Consider the following 24303-nt stretch of genomic DNA (forward strand, 5'->3'; position numbering starts at 1 on the left):
GCAAACAAATGGTCCTCACGCCCTCATACGGATGACGCGCGCGGGGTTTCCGCCGACAATCGCGCCGGCAGGCACATCCTTCGTCACCACGCTGCCAGCTGCAACCACGGCGCCAGTGCCGATTCTCACGCCCGGTAGGACGATGCTGTTCGCTCCTATCCAGACATCGGAAGCGATCGTCACCCGGCGGCCCGCATGTCCGCTCGAAAACACCTTGCCCGGCAGCGGCGGTATGACGTGATTGGTAGACAGGATCTGCGTGCGATAGCCAATCAGCACGCGGTCTCCGATTTCCACTCCACCCGCCGTCGTAACCACGACACCAAGCGCAAAGTCGACGTCGTCGCCCACCGCGAGGTTGCGCCCCGGCATGATCCACACGCCTGGATAAAACACCGGCCGCCGGCCAATCGTTGCACCGAGCGCGCGCAATGCGAGCGCCTTTAGCGCGTTGCAGGCTCGCAGGCGCGGCAGCGCGAAGAGCATCGACAGCGCCGCCTCGACGCTCGCCACGAGCGCGTAGCGACCGGCGCGCATCATCAGCTCCACACGCCCTCCCCCGCAACGCAGGACAGCAACATCGCGCGAATCCGGTCGGCTCGCACTTCCTGACTGGCAAGAGCCTGCAAACGCTTTTTTCCATTTGCAACGAGACGCTCAACCTCAACTTCGCCTTGCACGAACGCGAGCATCCTCGCCGCGATCTGCGCGACATCGTGTGGCTCACAGTAGAAAGCGCTGTGGCCACAGATCTCGCGCGCAAAGTCCCTGTCGCTGACAAGCAAAGGCACATTCGCCTTCCACGCTTCCATATAGTTATTGCTGTAACTCTCGAGGTCGCTCAGATTCACCAGTACGTCGGCTTCGTCGTAGACGTTCTGGATATCCCGCGATGCAACGGCTCCCCGAAATTCGAAGTGGGCAGCGGCCATCGGGTGACCGTCGAGTTCGCTCGCAAGCGCGGCCGATTCGCAGCTGATCAGGAACCGGAAGCGCCCGGCCACGCCCGCGTCGATCAACCGGTTCGCGACCGCCGGCAGGCGCCATAGGTTCTTGTGTGACGAGGCCCCGCTCAGAAACAGGAACGTGACCCGTTCCCTGTCAGCGCGTTCGCGCGGCGAGCCACGAACATAGTCGGACGGAGCGGGTGGCAACACCTCCACCTTCGTCATCTCAAGACCGCAATGTGCGGCGACGCGCCGCTGCATCACCGATGTTTCGACGATGATCCGGTCTGCTGCAAGCAGGCGGCGGCGGCGCGCCGCGTTCTTGATTCGCTGGCGAACGGCGGCGCGCCAGGGGAGATATCGCCAGTACGGCGACTCGGGATAGCAGATAATCGGATAAGCTACCCCGACCACGCTCTTCACTTCCGGACCATGCGGTAAACCCGCGCCGAACAATGTCTTGATGACGGTGATGCCGTTCCTGCGTATGAACGATTGCAACACAGTGCGCTCGAACCAGGCGCGCCTTAGCACTTGTGACGGGCACCGCAACTGATGTGACGTGGGGACCTTCAACGGGTAACGTGCCAACTCGCCAGAATCAGGCAGCAGAAAGAAGAGCCGCGCGCCTGGCCACTCACGTGCCTGCACGCTGTCGAGGAAATTGAGTGCAAGCTGGACGCCGCCGCCCGTGCGGATCCCCGAGAAGTCGAACAGGATGCCAGGCGCCGGCATGGCAGCAGCTTTGGTATTTGCCGCGCGTCGCATCACAGCTCAATCCACGGACGTTGCACGAATCCCGTGACGGGCGAACCTGCCCGATACAGAGAGCCGTAGAGCGCGCTGTAAACCAGCACGAAGCCAGCAAGCCATGCCATCGCGGCGGGCTCATCGTCGCGCAGGCACACCGCCGGCACGACGGCTGCTGCGTTCAGCGTCCATAGCACGATCGTCGTCAACGGGTTGCGCAAATCGCCCAGCCGCGTGTCAGTCGACCACGGTTGCAGTGCCACCCAGCGATATACCAGATGGTGCAGATGCCTTGCGTCCGGTTCAGCCGCCGGGGTGCGGCTGATAAACCTGCGGCGCGCGATGGAAAACAACGTTTCAGTGACCGGGTAACCGATCAGCAGCAGCACCGACCACGGGCTGATGGAGCGGTTGCGCACCACCAGCAGCAACGCAAGCTCCGCAACGACGAACCCCGCGAAATATGCGCCGCCGTCGCCGAGAAAGATTCGTCCCAGCGGGAAATTCCACATCATGAAGCCGAGCAGCGCGGCCACGCAGACGAGCGATAGCTCCACGATGACCATGTCGCCAGCCTCATAGCCCAGTGCGCCCATCCCGAGAAGCGCTGCGCAGCTCACGCCTGAGGCAAGCCCGTTATAGCCGTCAATCAGATTGATAGCGTTCGACACACCTGCCACTGCCACGAGCGTCAACGGCATCGCAACGACCGCGAACTGCAAAAGATGATCGAATGGCTCAATGCCGGTTCGTCCCACGCTCGCCGAAAGCAGCAGATAGCCGAGCAATGCAGACACCATCGACATCGCCAGACGCACCACCGGCACGACGGCTTTCGTCATGTCTTCGATCAGGCCCGAACCGAAAGCTGGCAACGAGCATGCCAGAACAAGGATCAACAGCTCATTCGATGCATCGCTTTTGCCCAGCAAGCACGTGGTCCCCACGAAAAGCGCGAGGCTGCCGAATACCGCAACGCCACCCACGCGCGGCACCGACACGCCATGCACCTTTTGCACGCCGGCAAGATCGCTATCGCCCGTCAGTTTCAAATGCCAACCCCGAGTTTTGATCAGCGCGGCAGCGAATATAAAGGCTAGCGCAAAAACCGCTACAGGTTCCATGTTTGAACTCTTTCAATGCGTGTAGATGTGCGATGTCGAATTCGCGAAAACAGTATTTCAAACAACAACCCTCGTCAGACGGGCGCCAGTTTAAAGGCCTATTTTCGACCGTTATCCCATTGCGTCATTAATGATCGGAATTCGTCAGAAAACTTGAGCCATGAGCTTCTCGAGTGACGGTATTGCAATGCAAGGTCCACGACCAAACCGGCGTCCGCGCGGGGATTAGCATGTAAAAGCGGTCGAATCGAAGCTGCGACGGAGCGGGCTGATACAAAATAGATAACCCGCACCAATGTGTGATATCCGTCACCCCCCGTTTTAGTTGAAACAAGGAATAATTCAGCCCGACATTCCGAGGGCCGCACGCGCATCATTAAAAACGATTCGACAGGCGTGACTGGAGAATTTTTAGCGCGTGGCCACCACCTAAAACGACGAATTAGCAACTGGCTACGGGGCATTAAATGAAACAGAAAACGACCATTTACGGGGCATTGAACGAAAATAAAACGGCGGCTGATTGGCGTCGCGCGGACGGGGATTGGCATCCCTTACCGCTGCCTCATAAGACAAACGATCGATCTGCATGGACGGCATGGCTTCGCCAACAGTCATCTGGCCACACGTTTCGCGGCGTGCAGTGATGTTGATCGCCATTCTTGAGCGGGACCCTGCTACCCGCGCCCAGCTTGGCGCCACATTGCGCAAGGCCGGCCATCACGTCGCCGACGTTCCATATGTCGCTACGCTCACCCGCCATCTTGCGGCACATCCCTGTGACATTGTCCTGGTCGGCAGTCACGAGTCGACTGACAATCGCGAGGCGACGATCGCGCGCTTACGCGCGCATCGACGGCTTGGCATCGCGGTGCTGGTAGACGCGCAGCAGCAGGACGCGCGCATTGCCGCACTCGAAAGCGGCGCCGATGTCTGCGTGAGCCGCCCATATGACCCACGTGAACTCGTGGCGACCGTGGAGAGTCTGGCGCGCCGCATACGTGACACGCAGGACCGGCACATGCAGGACACTGATCCGCATGACGCTGCGAAGCCTTCTGATGCCTGGCTGCTCGTATCGCGCAAATGGCTGCTGCTTTCGCCCGATGGCGAGCAGGTGCAACTGACGGCCACTGAATGCTCACTGCTTTCTGTACTTCTCACGCATGCTGGCAAACCGGTATCGCGCCGAGAAATCGTAGCCGCACTCGGTTACGACTATCGCCACTACGATGAGCGCCGACTTGAGGCACTCGTGAGCCGCCTGCGTCGAAAGCTGGGCCGGCGTCCGCAAGGCACGCCAATTCGTGTCGCGCATGGCTTCGGCTACGCATTCACCGCAACCGGACTTGTGTCATGAGGGCGCCTGCCCACAACATCGCCCGGCCCATACATGCGCGGCCACTGAGCGCATCGCCATTCATTCGATCACTCTTATCCGTTGATCTGTCATGACCCAGCCCACAATTCTCATTGTCGTCGGCACCCGGCCCGAAGCCATCAAGATGGCGCCGGTAATCCACCGTCTGCGACGCGAGACGCGTCTTCGCACGGTTGTGTGCACCACCGCCCAGCACCGTCAGATGCTCGACCAGGTTTTCGCCAACTTCGAGATTAACGCCGATATTGATCTTGACCTGATGCGCAACAATCAGGACCTTGCCACGCTGAGTGCGAACGTTCTCACCCGCGTCGCGGCCGTCCTCGCGGAAGTGAAGCCGGCATGCGTACTCGTGCATGGTGATACGACCACCGCGATGGCCACGTCCCTGGCTGCGTTCTATGCGCACGTCGACATTGGACACGTGGAAGCGGGCTTGCGCACCGGGGACCTCGCGCAGCCGTGGCCCGAGGAACTGAACAGGCGGGTGGTCGACCTTGTGAGCACGCACTACTTCGCACCGACTGAACTCGCCCGAGACAATCTGCTCACTGAAGCCGTACCTAGTGATTCGATTCTTGTCACGGGCAACACGGTGATCGACGCGCTGCTGATGACGCTCGACTTCACACGCCGTCATGGGGGCGTCGCAGCGGCATTGCATGGGCGCTATCCGTTCCTGCAACACGATGGCAAGATCGTGCTCGTGACCGGGCATCGTCGCGAGAATCACGAGCATGGTCTTGCTTCGCTATGTCAGGCGTTGAAGCGGATCGCGTCTGACGCCGGCGCGCAGGTCGTCTACCCGGTGCACCCTAATCCGAACGTGCAGCGCATTGCCACATCCGTGCTTTCAGGCCTCGACAATGTGCACCTTATTGAGCCGCTCGATTATCCGGAATTCGTGTGGATGATGCGGCGTTCATCCATCATCCTCACGGACTCGGGCGGCATTCAGGAAGAAGCGCCATCGCTCGGCAAGCCGGTGCTCGTGTTGCGGGATGTGACCGAGCGCCCGGAGGCGCTCGAGGCGGGCACCGTAACGCTGGTCGGTACGGATGAAACGCGCATCGTCAGCGAATGCATGCGACTGCTCACGGACGAGGCGTACTATCGCGACCGCTCGACACGCAAGAATCCGTTCGGCGACGGGAGGGCCAGCGAACGCATTGTGACGTTCCTGCGCCACCGCTATACGCCAGTACATCGTACTGCAGCGTTCGCTGCGCCCGCGCTGTCATGATGGTGATGTTAGACAGATGGCGGTCGCACCGCCCCGTCTTGCTGATCACATGTTTCAATGCGGACGCCCCGACGTCCGGCTATGCGACGCGCGTACTGCAGATGGTCGACAGCTATACCGCTCGCGGTTTCGACGTTAACGTGCTGCGCTTCGTGCCGATCGCCCATTGCGCGCAGAGCTGGCGCGCGCCGCTAAATGAGCGGGGAGCGCACCGCGTCATTGAGTGCGTGGCGCCACCAATATCACGGTATGAGTTTGGCCGGCGCCTTTCCGTGTACTGGTGCCGGCCTCTGGTCTTCGCCGCACGCCTGCTGCTTCGGCCCGCCATCGTGCAAGCAGAAGGGCACGAAGCTGCGGCCGTCACGCTCTGGCGCGGCAAGGGCGCACTGCAAGTTGCAGATTTGCATGGCGCCTTACCGGAGGAAACCGAGTACCGACGGCAACAACAATATGGATCGTTAGCGCAGGCGCCGCGCTGGTTTCATCGCCATGAAGCTCGCGTGCTGCGCGCCTGCGATGCCTATCTTGTCGTTTCCAATGGCATGGTCAGTCATCTGAGCAAAAAGCTTGGCAAGGCGGCGTTTCACAAAAAGGCGTTTCTGCTTGATGTGAAGTCGTCCGCCCGCTTCATGCACGCAACTGCGCGTGTCACGCGGGGGAACTATGGCATAGCCGATGAGGAAATCGTCATTGTCTATTCGGGTGGTACGCAGGCCTATCAACGGCTACCCGCAATCGCCAGCTTTGTCGCGACGCTTGGTGCGTATGTCGAGCGGCTACGGTTCGTCGTTTTCACCGCCGACCCGGATGGCGCACGATGCCAGCTCGAGCGTCTCACCCACGGCATTCAAACAATTGTCACAAGCGTTGCACCGTCGGAACTTCATGCGCATCTTCGGGTTGGCGACTTTGGCATCATCTTTCGCGACGATCACGTGATTAATCGGGTGGCCTCTCCAACAAAAATATGGGAGTACCTGTTGTCAGACCTGCACGTCATCTGCAATCACGCTGCTGGTAATGCAGCCGAGGCGGCCGGTGCCCTGAATGCGGCTCTCGTCGTCGATCCGGATCCCACCTCGGACCAATGGCCGGTCATCGCAAAAGCTGTTGCCACGATCGTGCACAAGAGACGGGCCGCGCCCGGTCTTGTTGCGACGACGGCCTCGGAATATCTGCAGCGCGAAGGTGACTGGGAGAGCCGGTTCGATGCGTGGCTTTCGCACCTGCGGACCTTGGTCGCCCCGCGGCGCGGCCGGTGGGAAACACTACCATGAAAGTGCTTCAGGTCGTACCGACGCTTTCAGCGGGCGGCGCGGAAACTTTGGTCGCCGAACTCGCACTCGCGCTTGCGCGACGCGGACATCAGGTAGGCGTCGCGCTACTTGCCGGAGCCCGCGGCGAAAGGGGCGCGGAGCTCGCCGATAAGCTCAAGCATGCTGGCGTCTGGGTCAGCGGCCGTACGCTGCATTCGATGAGGCGGCCAGACGGCGCCGTGTCGCTCGCGCGGACGATCCGCTCGTTCCGCCCTGATGTCATGCATTCGCATCTCTATGCGGCCGACGTTGTGCTCGCCGCGGTCAATGCGTTGACCGTTCGCCAGCGACTCATCCGTACGATCCACAGCACAGCGATCCAGGGAACGCGATCGCGCGCGGGGACATGGCTGCTCGACCGCTTGTACGCCACTTCGGTCGCTTGCGGTGCGCGAGTTGCCGATGCCTATGCCGACTATTTCCGGGGCGTGCAAAAGTCCGCAGTTGTCACTGTGCGCAATGGCGTCGCACGCCCTGGCGCGAATGCCAATACAGAGCGCAACGGTGTACGCGGCTCTCTTGGTATCGCACCCGACGCCTTCGTCTTCGTGCATGTCGGTACCTTTCACGGTCGCACTTTGGCGAGTTCACCGAAAGCACACGACGTACTACTGAAGGCGTTCGCACAGCTTTGCTCGCACTCGTCGGCCTCGCGTACACATCTGCTGCTAATAGGAGACGGCTGCTTGCGCGAGTCCGCGCAGCGACTTGCGCAGACGCTAGGCATTGACGGACGGGTAACTTTCGCCGGTGTGCGCGATAACGTACCACAGTATCTCGCGGCGTCTGACGCGTTCGTGTTTCCGTCGCGATACGAAGGCCTGCCTGTCGCGCTGATCGAGGCCTGCATGGCGGGCGTGCCGACGATTGCATCGGACCTGCCGGAAGTTGCCGAAGTATTCGGCGATCTCGACTATCTGGCGGCGCGCGTAGACGAGCCGTCAGACTTCGCGTCGGCCATGCTCGATTGCTTTGCGAACCCCACATCTGCGCGGGCACGCGCACACCAAACCGCAGCGCATGTCGCTCTCGACTTTTCCATTGACCTGTGCGCAGCACATTACGAGTTGCACTACGAGCGGCTGGGCGCGTCGCTCGCCTCGCGCATCGCGCCACAGTGCTTTGACGTTGCACCTGCAGCGCACACGTCGACTTCGGCGCACTCCCACGCTACAAAGCAACTCCATCAGGAAACCCCGTGAAACAAGTCTTGCAAAATCTCAAGGACGGCCGCACCGCGCTGTGGGATGTTCCGATGCCGACGATCTCGCGCGGCAGCCTGCTAATAGAGACGACCACCACGCTGCTTTCATCGGGCACCGAGCGCATGCTAGTCGACTTCGGCCGCGCGAGCCTGCTCGGCAAGGCAATGCAACAGCCCGATCGCGTGCGCGACGCATTGCAGAAGGTCAGAACCGATGGGCTCGCGGCAACGCTGTCTGCAATCACCGACAAACTCGATCAACCGCTCGCATTGGGCTATTGCAATGCCGGCGTGGTCGCAGCGGCAGGCTCTGATGTCGGCAGCCTCCAGGTGGGTGACCGCGTTGTCTCCAACGGCAAACACGCCGAATATGTGACAGTTGGAGAAAATCTGTGTGTACGCATTCCCGACAACGTAACGGACGAGGACGCGACATTCGCAGTTCCGGCCGCAATCGGCTTGCAGGGCGTTCGGCTTGCGGCGCCAACGCTTGGCGAAACCTTCGTGGTGATCGGCCTCGGGTTGATAGGCTTGCTGACGGTACAGATACTCATCAGCAACGGCTGCCGGGTGATTGGCATCGATCACGATCATGTGCGCGCGGCGCGCGCGGCAACCTTTGGCGCTTCCCATGTGCCGGCGGGCGCCGATGCAGTGACGGAGGTGCTTGCGCGCACCGCCGGCATTGGCGCGGACGGCGTGCTGATCTGTGCCTCCACCAGCAGTGACGAGCCCGTTGCACAAGCCGCAAAGATGTCCCGAAAACGCGGGCGTATCGTTCTCGTAGGTGTGGCGGGGTTGAACCTGTCTCGCGCAGACTTCTATGAAAAAGAACTCAGCTTTCAGGTGTCATGCTCCTATGGCCCCGGACGCTACGATCCGCGCTACGAAGAAAAGGGTATCGACTATCCGATTGGTCACGTGCGCTGGACGGAGAATCGCAATATCGCTGCCGCATTGCAACTGATGGCCGACGGGCGGCTCACGCCTCAGACCCTCATCACACACCGCTTCACACTCGCCGACGCGGAACGTGCGTACGCGCTTCTCGTCCAGGGGACGCCCTCTCTGGGCATCGTGATCAATTATCCTCAAGCGGGTAGCGCAGGTGCGAAGTCAAACACGACGCAGATTGTCGCAGCCGATTCGCACGCCCAGACGGTGCCGCTCGCCACGGGTAATAACGTGCCGGTCAAGGGTGCATCCGGCGTGCGCGTGAACGTGATTGGCGCGGGCAATTATGCGGGACGTGTGCTGATCCCCGCGTTTCGAAGTGCTGGTGCGGCGATCAACGGAGTCGCGTCACGCAATGGGGTGACCGCCGCGCACTATGGACGCAAGCACGCTGCAGCGTTCGCATCAACCGACGCCGCTGGATTGTGCGCATCGCGCGACGCGCAAGCGGTGGTAGTCGCGACGCGCCATGACACGCATGCTAACTTCGTGATCGAAGCGTTGCGGAATGGGAAGCATGTATTCGTCGAAAAGCCGCTATGCCTCACCTATGACGAACTGCAACGCATCACAAAAGCACTCGAGCAGGCACGCACGGCCGCGCGAACCGGTGCGCGGCCCGAACCCGTGCTGATGGTCGGCTTTAACCGGCGCTTTGCGCCACAAGTCGCCCGGGTCAGAAGCCTGCTAGCGCCCCTGGCTGCGCCAAAGGCACTGGTGCTGACTGTCAACGCAGGGATGATTCCAACCGATCACTGGACGCAAGACCGGGAAAGCGGCGGCGGACGGATCATCGGGGAAGCCTGCCACTTCATCGATCTACTGCGCCATCTCGCCGACAGTCACATTGTGTCCTTTGAGGCAACCGGATTTAATGCGACTGCACCTGCGTCCTGCGATACCGCCAGCATCACATTGCAGTTCGAATCGGGATCCATCGGCACTATTCACTACTTCGCGAACGGCCACCGGTCAATGCCGAAAGAGCGGCTCGAGGTGTTTTGTAGCGGCAAGGCGCTTATACTCGACAACTTCCTGAAACTTCGTGGCTACGGCTGGCCACAGTTCACCAAGCTGAACCTGTGGCGGCAGAACAAGGGACAGGAAGCCTGCGTCGCCGCGTTCGTCGACGCTATCGCCAACAATGGTCCGGCACCCATCCCCCTCGCTCAGCTGCTCGAGGTCAGCCGCGTGACGATCGATATCGCGCAGGAACTGGGATGACACCATCGCAAGCGCTACGCCTATTCCATACGGTTCGCCATCTGCGTCCTGTTCAGGTTCTGTATCGCGCCAGATACGTTTTGCTGCCACACGCGCGCATCAACGTGCACATCGATGGGGCCGTGCGACCTGCCACGTTCGACCAGCCGCCTGCGGAGTTCGCTTCGAGCCCGGACGAGTATCTGGGCGACAAGCTCTTCCGCTTCCTGAACCGCGACGGCGATCTGAACGGCGGATGGAACAATCCGCAGTACGAGCGGCTGTGGCTGTACAACCTGCACTACTTCAACTACCTGAACCAGTCGACGCGCAACCACCATGCGTATTCGCTAGGCCGTCTGATTGACGCGTGGATCGTCGCTAATCCAGTTGGGATGGGCGCGGGCTGGGAGGCATATCCACTGTCGCTGCGCATCGTCAACTGGATCAAATGGGCAAGCACGGGCCAGCCCATGACAAGCGTGGCACTGACAAGCCTCTATGTTCAGGCGCGCTATCTGGCACAAAGGCTCGAATATCACTTGCTCGGCAATCACCTGTTCGCGAACGCCAAGGCGCTCGTCTGCGCCGGTCTGTTTTTCGACACGCCGGAAGCATCCTGCTGGCTCGCGACGGGCCTCGCAATCCTGCGCCGCGAGTTGCCGCGACAGGTGCTAGAGGACGGTGGGCATATCGAGTTGAGCCCGATGTATCACGCGATATTCATCGAGGACCTGCTTGATATCGTCAACCTCGCCACGTGTATCGGCACACACAGGTGCAGCGCCGACGCCGAGAACTGCCTCTCGCTGGCGCGCAAGCCGTTGCCGCGCATGATGCAGTGGCTGAGAACGATGACACACCCGGACGGCGAGATCGTACAGTTCAACGACGCCGCTTTCGGCATCGCGCGGCCATATGCCGTGCTTGCCAAGTATGCCGGAAGACTGGGCCTCGAGGTGCAACCTGCATCGTACCGGCCACCGCTAACAACACTCGATGCGTCCGGCTATGTCCGTGCTGAATGCGGTGACTACGTGGCGTTCCTGGACATCGCACGGGTCGGCCCGGACTATCTGCCTGGCCACGCCCATGCAGATACGTTGACCTTTGAGCTGTCGCTCGACGGTCAACGGCTGATTATCGATGCGGGCACAAGTACCTATGTGGCTGATGAGCAGAGGACGATCGAACGCGGCACGTCCGCCCACAACACGGTGACATACCAGGCCCAAAACTCCTCGGACGTATGGAGCGCGTTTCGCGTCGGACGGCGCGCGTATCCCATCGACATTGACATGCGGGCGCAAACCCATCGCGGACGATCCAGCCGAGCGGACAACAGCGGCACGCGCAGAACAGGGGAAGCTGTCTCTCTGGGCGCCATCGACCGCGCCACTTGGAGCATCAGCGCGGCGCACACCGGTTATGCGCATCTACCAGGCTCGATCATCCATCGCCGTACCTGGCACGGAGACGAGGAAACCTTGCTGATCGTTGACCGGCTCGAAAGACCTGACGGCCGCACGATCGCAGACCTTCAGGGCACGTTTGCGACGCTGCGGTTCGCTGCACATATCGACCTGACCGAAAGCGCGGCAGGTCACGTCATCGGCAGTGCGGACGGGAAAGTAGTCTGTCATGTAACGCACACGGGTTCAGCCGCCCATATTGTCAACGATTTCCATTACCCCCGCTTCGGTGTGAAAGTGCCGTGCAAGGTGCTACGCCTCTCATTCTTGCACGCGACGCTCGTCACCCGCCTCTCCTTCCGGACTCCGGCATGAAGATCCTTTTCGTCACTGATAATTTTTACCCTGAGACCAACGCGCCTGCTTCACGAACGTTCGAACACGCGCGTGCATGGGTCGAATCCGGCCATTCGGTGACCGTTCTTACTACTGCACCGAACTTTCCGGAAGGCAAGCTTTACGCGGGCTATCACAACCGCTGGTGGCAGCGCCAAAACGTCTACGGCATCGACGTCGTTCGCGTCAAGACGTACATGACGGCCAACGAAGGCTTCGTCAAGCGCACGCTGGACTACGTGTCGTTCATGATGGCTGCAATCATCGCGTCTCCGCTGCTGCCGCGCTGCGACGTGGTGATTGGCACATCGCCGCAATTCTTCGCAGCACTCGGCGCGCGCATCATCGCAGGTCTGCGGCGCCGTCCTTTCGTCTTAGAACTCAGAGACCTATGGCCTGCATCCATCGTCGCTGTCGGTGCATTGCGATCTGGCGTCGCAATCAAGATGCTTGAAGCGCTCGAACTCTATCTGTATCGCAGCGCCGCCGCAATAATCTCGGTGACGCATTCCTTCAGACGCGAACTGGCCGAGCGGGGAATCGACGCCGACAAGATTGAAGTCGTGCAAAACGGGGTTGACCTCACTCATTTCACGCCCGGACCGCGCGACCTGCAACTCGTCCAGGAACTGGGCTTGAGTGGGCGCTTCGTCGTGGGTTATCTGGGCACTCACGGGATGGCGCATGGTCTTCACAACGTGCTCCAAGCGGCCACACTACTCAGGCATCGCACCGATATCACGTTCATCATGGTCGGGGCTGGGGCAGAGAAGCGCTCACTGGAGGCACACGCTGCACAACTTGCACTCCACAACGTCAGCTTTGTGGCACGGCAGCCAAAGGAGCGCATGCCTGCACTGCTCGGGCTGTGTGACTTGTGCCTCGTCCCGCTGCGCGACCTGGCGCTGTTCCGCAGCGTGTTGCCCTCAAAGATTTTCGAAGCAATGGCGATGCACACCCCGATTCTCGCAGCGCTGCCACGCGGAGAAGCCACAGAACTGGTCGAATTGCTCGGGACTGGAGAGATCGTCGCGCCCGAGGACCCGGCCGCTCTCGCCGAGGCGGTCGTGCGTCTTGCCGCCGATCCCGCGCGCCTCAACCACTACCGATCAAACGCAGCACGCGTGGCTGTTGCTTATGACCGGCGACGGCTTGCCCAGAAAATGATTGACGCCATTGCACAACGGATCGGGCAGCGAGAGCCATGAAAAGATCCAGTGAACAAAACTCACACCTGATGCGCGTTTTGGCGCTGATCGTCTCACTAACGTATGCGGTCCAAACCCGTGCGCAGACGTCCGACGTGGTCACACGAACGTTGCTATCCTCGCAAACCGCATCAACACCGACGCAGCGGCAGACAGGAAAGGCTTCATGGCTTCGCCCGGAAACGGACCATCACGCCCCGAATGCGCTCGGTGCCCCGCGCTCTAACCTGCGCAGACGCGCCGTCTCGCAGCCTTCGATGCTGGAATCCCCGCGTGATGCATTTATCGGCAGCGATCCCGACGTCGCGCGTGCTCTCGTGCCATGTGACGCGCTCGGGCGTAGCATGCGCAACGTCAGTCCTTCGACGACCGGAGCATATGCGTCAGGCAGCACATCAGGCATCGCAGCTGGCGTCGGCTACGATCCAGCGACGGGAAGTCAAGCAGTGCAGGCAGTTGTTCCAAGCTGTCAGGGCATGCTCTCGAACAACGGTGACACTACCATGGGTGACCGCAGAAGCAGCGCATATGAGCAGATATCGCCAGATGCGGTCGGGCGCGGATTGGATGTCCGGCGTCCCGGCACGCTCACCGTATTACGGCCCTTCGCACATTAACATAAGACACGGGTTGACTGAGGGACCCAATCAAGACCCGGGTGGCATTCCAGGAACAAAGCACTGCCCTACACGCCCCCTTGATACGCATGCCTGGTCATCGAGACTCTTCACTGCGTGCCTCGCCGAAAGCGACTTCGCCGAGCGCGGCGCGGTGTAGTGTCTGTTCGTCAAGAACGAGATAGCGTCCACGATCCTTTCTGATAATCCGGTTTTCGATCAGTACGTTGATTGCGCGTGATACTGTTTCCCGGCTGACGTTCGCCGTTATCGCGATGGCGCGCTGGCTTGGCGGTCTTTCGATCGTTACCATGCCATCATGGCTTACCGTCGTCATGCTTGACAGTACAGCATAGATGCGTGCACGGGAGCTCGTAACCCCCAGTCTCGAGCGATCATCGAATCCTTGTCGGATTGATTCACATAGCTGACACAGAAGCAAATAGGTGACTTCCACCGATCGTAAGAGAAATCGTTCGGCATGCTCGCGGTCAAGATACCCCACAAGCGCGTCGGAGATTGCCACCACCGAATTGGTTTGCGGGTGGCCGTCAATAATGGATGTCAAACCGAAATAATCCCCGGGTTCAATGAAGCCAAGTCCGATTTCGCGACCGTCTTCATTAAGCGAAATCTGCTGTAGGCGGCCCGAAAACAGGAACATCAATGCAAAGCCCGGTTCCCCCCGGTGAATCACCATGTCGCGACGTTTAAACTGTCGGGTTCGGACGTGTGCCGCGATAGCGCGTAGCGCGTTTTCGTCGAGGCTCGATAACAGGCGTTGTCGACGAAGAATATCGATAGAGACGCGATTTTTCGGTTTCGGGCGATCATTGTCGCTCATGATTTTCCTGACCTCGTCGGGTCAGCCAATTGTCTGTTGACGCTGGTCCGGACCTCCATAAGCCCGGGTCGAACGACGCATGCCAAGCGGAAATCTATTGCTGCCCCCGGCGCATAAGACCTTGCCAAACGTCTCTCTGTCTTCCATTGCCCGTGAGGCGGACTGATCCGCGCGTCGGGGGGCTGAGTGTAGCCAATCAGTCCCCTCTATCGCGATTGGTAACCGGATGCGTCAAATCGGAACCAAAAATGGGATCGAAGAGGTATCCCTGTACCCATTGGGCATCACATGCAAGGGAAATTTGCACGTCTGCCTCGCGCTCTATACCCTCGAGCACAACGTGCGATGCACACAGCCGCGCCAGCTGAACCAGGGATCGCAAGCGCGCTCTCGCGCGGTCTGTCGCGCGGGCATGGCGCAGATATGAACCATCGACCTTCACCATATCGACACGCAGTTCGGTGAGACTCTTTAAACAGCTATGACCCGCGCCAACGTCGTCGAGCGCAACGCGACATCCCAGCAGTCGCAACACTCGAATAAAGTCCCTTAATGCATCCATGTCGGTAAACGGCGCGCTTTCCGTAATTTCGACGACGAGCCGCCTGGCTACCTGCGGCTCTCTGGTGAGTCTTTCTATGATCGTCGCCCACCATCCGTCGAGCGTCGCACTCTGAACCGAGACATTACATCCGAGAGAGACATCAGGGCATGCCCGCAGCGTTTCGATGACGGATGCCACTACCCACTTATCTAGACGGCCAATAAGTCCGAGCCGTTCGAGAACGGGAATCTTGTTGCCGACACTGACGGGCATTCCATTCTCTGTCGTGCACAGCAGTGCTTCGTAGTATCCGATGATGCCGATGTCGCACGCGCTGCAGACCTTCTCATAACGAAAACACAATTCGCCCCGTTCGAGTGAATCAAACACCCCGTTGGCAGTCTGCATATCTGCCATGTACCCTGCGCGCCAGGTTTTACCACCCATTTGCGCTGCATGAGATCCGACCTCGTCAAGATCGAACGGCTCGTCAACATCTGGCGGGGTCGAAGCGTCAATTGCCGCGCGGATCATGCCTGTGGCGGTCGGTACCGGCTCGTCGCCGAGTGCCGCGATGACCGATTCGACGATGCTGTTGTCGTCCAGAACATGAGGCACATCGTCTGAATCACTATAATCATTTCGGGGCATCACAAAAAAGATAAGGCCACCGCTGAACGTTACAATTCCAGACTTGCGCATAGAAAATTCACGCGCGCGCTCATGCACAATATGCCTCACGGCCAGCGCAGCGTCCGTTCCGTACGCGCCTTCGATCTGTACAAGATTACGGATTGAAGCTACGACACATGTCGTTTTTGTATCGGAGTAGTTGACCGACACCGCATTTTCTCTCGTAAACGTAGTCGAGACCGCCATGGCTTCTTCTGCCGGAGTTAGTAAAGTTAGTTTGGCGCACGGTGGGACGAGATAAAGGTGCTTGCTCACTCCGGCACCATGGGAACAAATGCTCGTTTCGAGACAGGCAACAACTCATCGCCGAACGCGGTGTTCAAGGCAGCTCGTACCACTTTTTCACGCCGAGCGTTCGAGCGCTCCTTCGCAGAGAATACGTTACGTCTAGTCACAACTAGTCTGTGTATATGCGCTCTTGCTAAAGCCATGATGATAAAATGTTGGGCCTAGAAAACGTGCGGTCCTGAAGAATAGATACTCATGCAAAGATCGCGGGACGAGTAAAGAGCCTGCACCACCTGCGAGAATGCCTAAATGAACTTTTGGCAGATAAGATGGCCTCGAAATCTTGCGCCTAGGAAAAACGCCCGCAACGACGAAGAAAGGTTTGATGGCGTTGCGGAACCTAACGTGACCAGCTATTTCTGGTTGCGGAAATGAATCAATTGTAGAGTGAGAAAGAGACACGAAGCTGACGAATCCTGATTCGTGATCGAATGGTGAGCTGCTCATCAGATTGTTTGAATCTCGAGCGCTATGGGCATTGTTGTTCTGCCAATACTTAAAAATCGCATCAACACGCGGAGCTGCCTTTTATCTCGGTGTGCGAAACGTAGGAAGCCATCCAGCAACGTATGCGATACGATGAACGGCCCGGCGAAACCGCTCACAGCATTGGTCAGCTTTGGTCGATCGTTCCGATCTATACTTGCTGTCGTTCCGTCACCCCGTTGCGGAACATTTCATTGGTTTTTGGGCCCCCCGCACCGACGCTTCTCTTCGGTGCGGTCTTTTTACCCATTTGATTACACACAATTCCAGATGGTCTTGACTCCGCGTTCGCCATCGCCTTTGCGCGCCAGGAAGCCGCCAAGCATGGCGACCAGACGCACGGCCTCATTCAGGCACGGTGACGTCTTGGGTGGTTTCTTTTTACTGAGAATGAATGCCGCGCGCCACTCATCGCACTCGAAAAGAAGTTCTGCATCCAGGTCCGGGCAAGTTCGGCCCAGTCGCATCAGCCACGCGACCACCATGAACAGTGCCAGGGCGCGCTCAAGCCGTGCCTTCGATGTGAGCTGCAACGCCTCGACCCGACAGCCGTTCTTGAGTACGTGGAAGAATAGTTCCACCTCCCAACGTACCCGGTACCAGTCAATAAGCTGCGCCGCCGCATCAAGGTCGTTCGCCTGGCGATTACTCAGCAGCCGCCATTCAACCGGCTTGACGCCTGCCGGTGGGTCGACCTCCCGGGCGACGATACACGTGACGCTCACCACGTCGCCTGCGGCATCAGGCAACAACGCGACACACTGCGCCCACACCTGCTGCCGGATCGTGCGCGCCGGCTGAGCCTGACGGGCTGCCAGCGTAAAGTGAATTCTGCCCAATGGCTTGCCCGCAGTAACCTTGTTCCACAATTTGCCGCCTTCAGGCAGGGTGCGATTGTGCTGCGAGCGCAGCAGCCAATCGGCCGGGTTGTCCAACTCGCGTGCCTTGACCATCAACGCCATGATGTCCGACTCCCGGTCAGCCACGTAGACGAGCCGCGTGGCAGGCAGTGCCGCAGCCTGTTCGGCAACCCGGGATGCTTTTTACCTCGCTCCGGTGACAGTGATCTGAAACCACCCTTTCGCGCTTCCACCATCCCCATCTGAATGACTCGATCCCGTACGCATTGGGAGCGGGGCTGTGACCGCGTTGCTAGCGGCATTAGCTACCTGTGCCGTGGACGTGTAGCACGTAACAGGCCGACATACAAATCGCCATTTCTTTTTTGCGAGCATTCTTTGGAGCGCCCTGTTTGGCTTCGGTGCTTTTCTGTGTAATACAAGGGAAGATCAGGCGATCTTTCTGCTGGTCAATATTTGCGCGATAGGCGTCATCGGCACTCTCAGCATTGTCAATCTGGCGTTACTGGGTTGGCTAAAGATAAACTGAATCGTCATCAAATAGCAGGGTGATTCGCGTTAACCACGGTCGCTGCGATGCCATGCCGAAAGGCGCGCCTGGAGAGCTATGCGACGGAATTGTGCGCTCATGCAGTGCCGTGGTAACGCGAACTGCTGCCTGATCGGATCGACGCTCGAAAGGAGCGCTTGTATACACGCCGAAACTCGGAAATGGCACGCTCAAGGCGGCGCGTTGGTTGATGACTGTTTTCCGCGCGGTTGTTGACCGGTGCTGCCACTATCACGAACACGTGCTTCATGCCGGCCAAGTTCAAAACTTCTGCCTTCGCCGCCGGGTAGCTGCACAACCGGTCAGTTACGAATTATCGGGGGCCTTTCGCTCTCACTTCCCGCCCGATGAAACGTCACCACCACCGCAGTGGTGATACTGTGTTCACCGCTTGTCCAGTCGTTAAGCGCCAATCCAATTGACCCACCTCTCCTGGGCAGTCGCGCCGTACTTTGCAAGCCAATTCGGATCGATACGAACTACCTGCGACCAGTTACTCGGGCTAACGGCAAGGCGTTCCTTTTCTGCCGGAGTCAGATAGACTAGGGCAGGCTGCATTGCAGTTGCGGCTTTCGATGCTCTCATGTACTGCGCGTGGGCTTCCGGCCGGGTATAAATGAAATCCAGCAGCGCCAAAGTAGCGTTGGGATGGGGACCACCGTTGACCGCTGCCCAAACCGATGAGTCCAGCGGCGCACCATTCCAAATCGTCTTTAACGGCAAGCCCTGCTCCTGGAGGCGCGCAACACGGCCAGATAGCATCATCCCCATCACAACCTCGCCGTTTCGAAAGACTTGTTGACTCTGGTCCCCGCTATTCCACCACACTGTGACGTCCGGCTTAATCACGTCCAGTTTCCTGAAGGCCCGATCCATATCAAGCGGGAAAAGCCTGTCGCTCGGCACTCCGTCGGCGAGTAGCGCCGCGATCATTGGCCACCATGGCACACCGAAATTAGGCATTGCACGAGGGCCTGGAAATCGCTTGGTGTTCCAGAAGTCCACCCAGTTCTGAGGTCCTCCGCCCGGAAACTTCCGGGTATCGTAGGCAAGGACCGCCGCTCCCATGTCGAATGTCACGGCACGTCCCAAACATGAGCCCGGCACACCGTTGCGGAGAACTTCTGGAACAAGCCGACAGCTATTGAGGTCACGCAACATTGGCGTGATAGTTGGCGTTAGATAGTCAGCGGACGTCGAGATCATATCCCACTGAACAGTGCCGAGCTTTTTCATCGCCATCAGTTTAGCGATACGGTCCCCGTACGAGCCACCGACGTTCTCGACCGAAATTCCGGTGGCCTTGGTGAACGGCTCGTAGAAGTACTTATTCACCATATCGACGTAGGCCCCGGTTCCACCGGCCATCACTACTCGATTTTCACCTGCACTCTTTGCCTTCGCTACCAGGTCTTCGAAGGGGTCCGCCGCCCACGCCGGCCTGGAAAAAAGCGGGGATATGATAGCAGTTGCAGCGACGCTGCCAGCAATGCGAATGAACTGCCGTCGGTCAACGCTAGGGCCAAAAGGTTTCGTACTCATGTTGTTCTCCTCCTCGCAATGTTAGGTGTACGGCGATTTGCATCGGCCGTGCCGAGCACCACCGGATAATTCATTCACTCGTCACTCGACGCGTCGCCGCATCTTTATGCGGAACTCTCTCCCCGTGTGCAGTGTGCCGATTCGAATTAATTGGCTTGGGCTCGCTTTAGCAGTTCCCGGCGCCGCTCAAGGGCCTTACCGAGTACCTCGTCCTGGTCAACGTTAGTGACCCTTCCGTCTTGCATGACGACTCGACCGTCGATCATGACCAGATCAACCGGAATCTGGGAGGAAGAAAGCGCGAGCAAGCCGCCTCTGTGCTCAAGCGGAGTGTGCGTAATGTCCTCGACCGCGCGAACAACAATGTCGGCCCGTTTTCCAACCGACAGCGCTCCCAGTTCCTGAGCCAGACCGATGTTCCGAGCAGCGTTGGCAGTCTGCATGTAGAACGGCTCCGCATCGTCCAACCGTTGGCCCACTGCGGCGGACAGCAGCAAACTGGCGATGCCCGCTGCGCCGAAGGGATGGTACATCGTAGTATCCATCCCTAGCGAAACGCATACTCCGTCTTCAATAAGTTTCGGGAAGTGGCACGGATCCGACGGATGCACCCCACGATGCAACGCATTATTGGGGCACCAGGTTATGCCCGGTCGTTGACTTCTGATCATCTCCACGTCGGATTCGCTCATCACATTCAAGTGAGTCAATGTGGTTCGCTCGTCGAGAACACCTAGCTTTTGAAGCCGTTCGACTCCAGACATGCCATATTTGGCGGCTTCAATGTCGTACCACGTGCGGATAAAGCCCTGGTGCTGATTGAAGCCCACACCGTTCCGCTTGGCGAGTTCGTATGCGTCCTGAGTCAGGCCATCAGTCGCCGATCCCTCGCCATACAGGCAGACATACCCCCGGACTAGCGTGTTCTTGTCGGCGTTTCGCGCAAGCTCTTTCTCCAAACGTTGGATAACAGCCCGACGCGTCGCCGGAGCTCGCTCAAGCAGCCGCTCGCTAATCATTCCGGCGGCGTGGGTTGCGAAGTGACCGATATCATCCCAACCGAACGGTGCGGAAACCATACCGCGCATCCCGACACGGCACAGCGCCGACGCGAAAGCATCTGTCTCGAGGACGGTACCCGCTTCCATGAAACATGTGTAACCTCTGCGCAGGAACGCGACTGCTATCGCAGACGTCAGTGCCTCGGTTATCTCGTCGTCCGTCTGCACCTTGACATCGGTATAGGACACCTTGAACGGGGAAACCTGATCCAGCGTAACTGGCAAGCTGTGCAGTGCAATCGACGTGGCGTGAATATGTGTATCGATCATCCCTGGGTGAACGACAGCACCCCGGGCATCGAACGTCTGCTTCGGCGCGTACTGCGCCAGTAACGACTGCGTGGGACCGAGCGCCTCAATACGATTCCCGGCCACTGCAATAGCTCCGTCGCTGATGTATGGAAAGTCGCGGTCACCCGTGAAGATGTCACCGTTGGTAATAACGTAGTCTACCTGCTGCTTCATTCCAATCACTCAAAAGGTTACGCATTTCGCGTGGCAGAGTGGCGCAACTTGTCGACGACAGAGCCGCCCATGCCGTACTGTGGCTTGTGATTGCCGCTCGCCGCATGCTGAACTGACTTTACGGTAAGTACGCCAATCCTGGTAGGTCGCTCGCATTATGCTGTCGCGTACATCGTTATGCCGTCCCCCACTGAAACCGCAGGACGTGACGTCTTTAGTCACGCGGGGCTCCGCTGCCGAGGGCAGCCGGTCCCCATATTGCGACGACAGGCGTCTCGGCGTCACCACGGATGCAATTCAACGGATTCAGCCGTTTCCAACAGGAAGGTATCAATCCGCCTGCGACTGAACCGGGCGACTGTTAGCGCGGCGTGGCGTCGGAACGGACAGGCATTCGTCATTACGCGCCTTCGCGTGTCAGACGCGTAACGATCGTTCAAAACTTGTGACGAATAGCCACGCGCGCGAACAACTGATTCCTGTTAGACGAGACACCTGCCGAGAACGGTACATAGGCGAAATCGAGAACGGATCCAGTGGTGTCGCCGCCGACGTGTTGGTAAGCACCAACAACGTAAACGTCCGTTCGCTTAGACAGGAAATAATCGGCCATCACGCCTACCGTCTGGTAATTCGGCTTCAGCTTACCGCCCGATTCGCTCAGCGTGGCCTTCGTGTAGTTATACATCGCGCCAACATTGAAGAAGGGCGTGAAATCATATTTCCCATTTATCTCAAAATTCTGGAAGCGCAAGCTCGACGCCCCCCCGCCCGTCGGCGTGATTGCACCAACATAGACAGAGCTCGTTGGATTTTGCAGATATGAGTCCGTGTACAAAATACCCACTGCAGCAGAGCCGAACCGGTATTTTGCCCCTCCTCCAAAGATGCGCAGTCGTGTTGCTCCGAAGAAGGAATCGCCGATCGCACCAGTGGTATCACTCGACGGACTGTTCCCCTGAAGGTAACCGATCCCAACCAACAGCCCCCCAACGGAGTAGTTCGCGCCAGCACTGAATGCACGGTTATTGGCGAAATTCGTGTCATTCGAGAAACTGTATGTCCCGCCGAACTGAACTCCGGAAAAAGACGGACTGGTGTATTTTATTGTATTTTGCAAACGGAAAGTGAATCCAAAATTATCGTTGTCGTATGGATGCGAGAGGATGCCGCCGGAAAGCGTCGACACATAATCGACAATGGAGTCATACTGTCGGCCAAGCTTGATCGATCCGTACGCAGCACTGAAGATCCCGACGTAGGCTTGCCGTCCGAACATGCGGCCACTTTGTCCCAGCTTTCCGTTGTTCACGTTGAAGCCGTTCTCGAGCTGGAAGAGCGCTTTTAGGCCTGCTCCCAAGCTTTCTTCGCCTTTGAGTCCCCATCGGCTACCTTGTATGAACCCGCTGTCCATCACGTACGCCTTACTTCCATTTGCATTGTTAGTAAAGTCCAGACCTTCGTCCATTAAGCCGTAAAGCGTGACGGTGCTCTGTGCATGCGCGCACGCCACTGTCCCCGACAGAACAGCTGCTCCTAAAAGTTTTTTCATGTGATCTCCAAACGCGTTCCGATACGCTGCTCATCAGCAAGACTTCCATCAAAAAATGCATATCACTAAGTATTTCTAATTATCTTTACCTTAACTCGAACCTAAGGTTCTTCGCTTTCCCGATCTAAATCAAGGAAATTTTCAGCCAACGGGCCATATCCGGCACAATCGAGGGCGCGTCCTTGTAAACCAATTCGCCGGTTTTCCTCGATTGCCTTCCACCCATGAACTGCGTCGGCGTGGAGCCTGCTCATTACCGCCCCGAGCGCTGGCCCCTTCAGGAATGTGCATCCCAGGTCAGTCTACGTGGCAGCAATGCAGTACTGTCCAGCCACCGCTCAATACGCAGACGCACTGCGACTAGCACGCCATCTTTTTCTCAGACGGAACCTTGTGTGACTACGTTTATCCATAACGCCATGCCCAATGGCAGCGATTTGTCGTTGAAATCGTATTTGGGATGATGGAGCGGAGCGGTCTGGCCGTTTCCCATCAGGATGACAGCACCCGGACGCGCCTTCAGCATGTACGAAAAGTCTTCTGCCCCCATGATCGGCCTCATGTTGCACTGCACGGCGGCATCGCCAACCACCCGGGCTGCTGCTTCGCCCAGAATCCTTGCTTGCGCAAAATGATTGACCGTCGGTGGATATCCGCGTCGATACTCGACCTCGGCAGCGGCGCCGAATGCTGCGGATATACGCTTTGCCATCTCAGTGATGCACTTTTCGGCGTTATCACGACAGGCTTCCGACAAGGTTCGAACCGAACCTTTTAAAATCGCGTCAGCCGGAATAACGTTGTATGCCTCGCCTGCGTGAATCGACGTGACCGAGACCACGATGGGATCTACAGGATCGGATTTCCGCGAAACGACGGTCTGTAGTGCATAAATCAAGTGACTGGCAATATGAATCGGATCAATCGTCTCGTGCGGTCGAGCCGCATGCCCACCTTTACCAACGATCCTGATGTCAAAGCGGTCCGATGCTGCGAACATAACGTCGCTCGACAAGGCAAATGTGCCGACGTCCAGACCCGGCATGTTGTGAAGGGCATAGACTTCATCGACTGGAAACCGCTCAAACAAGCCGTCGTCGATCATGACTTTGGCCCCACCCCCGCCCTCCTCAGCGGGCTGGAAAATTGCGACGAGCGTGCCTCGAAACGCGCGCGTCGCAGCCAGATGCTTTACTGCACCGAGCAACATGGCCATGTGACCATCGTGGCCGCACGCGTGCATATGTTTCCGACACGTCGATGCATACGGTAAGGCCGTATCTTCCCGTATCGGCAAAGCATCCATATCTGCCCGGATGCCGATCATTCGGCTATCCGACGCCTCGGATCCCCGCACAACGGCCACCACCCCGCTACGACCGATTCCTGACGCAACCTCGTCGCATCCGAAACTGCAAAGGAGTTCGGCGACACGTTTCGCGGTTCGGTCAACGTCGAACAAAAGCTCGGGATGGCGATGAAAGTCACGCCTCCATTCCGTAGCTTCCGCAATAGTCGTCTCTTCAAGTATCATTATTTGCGCCCTTCAACACCTTTATTCGAAAACAGCGGCGTGTTCGACTTCCATGCATTTTTCCCGTCTGAATGAAAGGTCCTCATGGCTATGATGACGCAGCGACAGATCTGAATACAGGTCAGCTCT

General features: G+C 58.5%; 17 protein-coding genes and 2 pseudogenes. 7 read left to right on the forward strand and 12 right to left on the reverse strand.

Going from position 1 to position 24303, the window contains the following annotated elements; translation table 11 throughout:
- Positions 1 to 15: 15 nt before the first annotated feature.
- The 4 genes from AB4Y32_RS36115 to AB4Y32_RS36130 form a co-directional block, all read right to left on the reverse strand.
- Positions 16 to 540 carry an acyltransferase gene (locus AB4Y32_RS36115; protein WP_368725866.1) on the reverse strand — a complete coding sequence of 175 codons (525 nt, stop codon included), beginning with the start codon at positions 538 to 540 and terminating at the stop codon, positions 16 to 18.
- Positions 540 to 1682 carry a glycosyltransferase family 4 protein gene (locus AB4Y32_RS36120; RefSeq protein ID WP_368725867.1) on the reverse strand — a complete coding sequence of 381 codons (1143 nt, stop codon included), beginning with the start codon at positions 1680 to 1682 and terminating at the stop codon, positions 540 to 542. Before AB4Y32_RS36120 ends, AB4Y32_RS36115 begins: the two co-directional genes overlap by 1 nt.
- Positions 1683 to 1714: 32 nt before the next feature.
- Entirely contained in the window at positions 1715 to 2749 is a 1035-nt protein-coding gene (locus tag AB4Y32_RS36125) for a glycosyltransferase (protein WP_368725868.1), read from the reverse strand.
- Positions 2750 to 3274: 525 nt separating this feature from the next.
- On the reverse strand, positions 3275 to 3481 hold the full coding sequence (locus AB4Y32_RS36130; RefSeq protein ID WP_368725869.1) for a hypothetical protein: 207 nt from the start codon (positions 3479 to 3481) through the stop codon (positions 3275 to 3277).
- Between AB4Y32_RS36130 and AB4Y32_RS36135 the strand changes: the two genes are divergently transcribed.
- The 7 genes from AB4Y32_RS36135 (at position 3468) to AB4Y32_RS36165 (ending at position 13138) form a co-directional block, all read left to right on the forward strand.
- Complete coding sequence (locus AB4Y32_RS36135; protein WP_368725870.1) at positions 3468 to 4181, forward strand: response regulator transcription factor; 714 nt, start codon at positions 3468 to 3470, stop codon at positions 4179 to 4181. The two genes, AB4Y32_RS36130 and AB4Y32_RS36135, sit on opposite strands and share 14 nt — an antisense overlap.
- A gap of 145 nt (positions 4182 to 4326) precedes the next feature.
- Positions 4327 to 5445, forward strand: coding sequence for a non-hydrolyzing UDP-N-acetylglucosamine 2-epimerase (gene wecB, locus AB4Y32_RS36140; RefSeq protein WP_368725892.1), 1119 nt, complete (start codon positions 4327 to 4329; stop codon positions 5443 to 5445).
- Positions 5442 to 6722, forward strand: a complete 1281-nt coding sequence (locus tag AB4Y32_RS36145; RefSeq protein WP_368725871.1) for a glycosyltransferase — start codon at positions 5442 to 5444, stop codon at positions 6720 to 6722. Before wecB ends, AB4Y32_RS36145 begins: the two co-directional genes overlap by 4 nt.
- Positions 6719 to 7963 (forward strand): glycosyltransferase, encoded by a 1245-nt coding sequence (locus AB4Y32_RS36150; protein WP_368725872.1) that lies wholly within the window; start codon positions 6719 to 6721, stop codon positions 7961 to 7963. Before AB4Y32_RS36145 ends, AB4Y32_RS36150 begins: the two co-directional genes overlap by 4 nt.
- A gap of 53 nt (positions 7964 to 8016) precedes the next feature.
- Complete coding sequence (locus AB4Y32_RS36155; protein WP_368725873.1) at positions 8017 to 10143, forward strand: bi-domain-containing oxidoreductase; 2127 nt, start codon at positions 8017 to 8019, stop codon at positions 10141 to 10143.
- 122 nt (positions 10144 to 10265) lie between these two features.
- A complete protein-coding gene (locus AB4Y32_RS36160; RefSeq protein WP_368725874.1) occupies positions 10266 to 11909 on the forward strand; it encodes a heparinase II/III family protein in 1644 nt (547 codons plus the stop codon).
- Entirely contained in the window at positions 11906 to 13138 is a 1233-nt protein-coding gene (locus AB4Y32_RS36165; RefSeq protein ID WP_368725875.1) for a glycosyltransferase family 4 protein, read from the forward strand. The genes AB4Y32_RS36160 and AB4Y32_RS36165 overlap by 4 nt, the downstream gene beginning before the upstream one ends.
- A gap of 714 nt (positions 13139 to 13852) precedes the next feature.
- Here the strand turns inward: AB4Y32_RS36165 and AB4Y32_RS36170 are convergent.
- From AB4Y32_RS36170 to AB4Y32_RS36200, 8 genes and pseudogenes are all read right to left on the reverse strand, one after another.
- Positions 13853 to 14599 carry a Crp/Fnr family transcriptional regulator gene (locus AB4Y32_RS36170; protein WP_368725876.1) on the reverse strand — a complete coding sequence of 249 codons (747 nt, stop codon included), beginning with the start codon at positions 14597 to 14599 and terminating at the stop codon, positions 13853 to 13855.
- A gap of 196 nt (positions 14600 to 14795) precedes the next feature.
- Positions 14796 to 16091 (reverse strand): EAL domain-containing protein, encoded by a 1296-nt coding sequence (locus AB4Y32_RS36175; protein WP_368725877.1) that lies wholly within the window; start codon positions 16089 to 16091, stop codon positions 14796 to 14798.
- 773 nt (positions 16092 to 16864) lie between these two features.
- Positions 16865 to 17644, reverse strand: a pseudogene (locus AB4Y32_RS36180) (IS4 family transposase); the annotation flags it as partial.
- Positions 17645 to 18028: 384 nt separating this feature from the next.
- Positions 18029 to 18330 (reverse strand): annotated as a pseudogene (locus tag AB4Y32_RS40775) (IS6 family transposase); the annotation flags it as partial.
- A 92-nt stretch (positions 18331 to 18422) separates the two neighbouring features.
- Complete coding sequence (locus AB4Y32_RS36185) at positions 18423 to 19562, reverse strand: extracellular solute-binding protein (RefSeq protein WP_368725878.1); 1140 nt, start codon at positions 19560 to 19562, stop codon at positions 18423 to 18425.
- Positions 19563 to 19708: 146 nt separating this feature from the next.
- The gene (locus AB4Y32_RS36190) at positions 19709 to 21088 is read right to left on the reverse strand and encodes an amidohydrolase family protein (RefSeq protein ID WP_368725879.1); all 1380 of its coding nucleotides are present in this window, start codon (positions 21086 to 21088) and stop codon (positions 19709 to 19711) included.
- 436 nt (positions 21089 to 21524) lie between these two features.
- Complete coding sequence (locus AB4Y32_RS36195; protein WP_368725880.1) at positions 21525 to 22640, reverse strand: porin; 1116 nt, start codon at positions 22638 to 22640, stop codon at positions 21525 to 21527.
- A 379-nt stretch (positions 22641 to 23019) separates the two neighbouring features.
- Complete coding sequence (locus AB4Y32_RS36200; RefSeq protein ID WP_368725881.1) at positions 23020 to 24174, reverse strand: M20 aminoacylase family protein; 1155 nt, start codon at positions 24172 to 24174, stop codon at positions 23020 to 23022.
- Between the last annotated feature and the right edge of the window lie 129 nt (positions 24175 to 24303).

The sequence above is a fragment of the Paraburkholderia phymatum genome, from assembly GCF_040965635.1.
Taxonomy (GTDB): Bacteria; Pseudomonadota; Gammaproteobacteria; order Burkholderiales; family Burkholderiaceae; genus Paraburkholderia; species Paraburkholderia phymatum_B.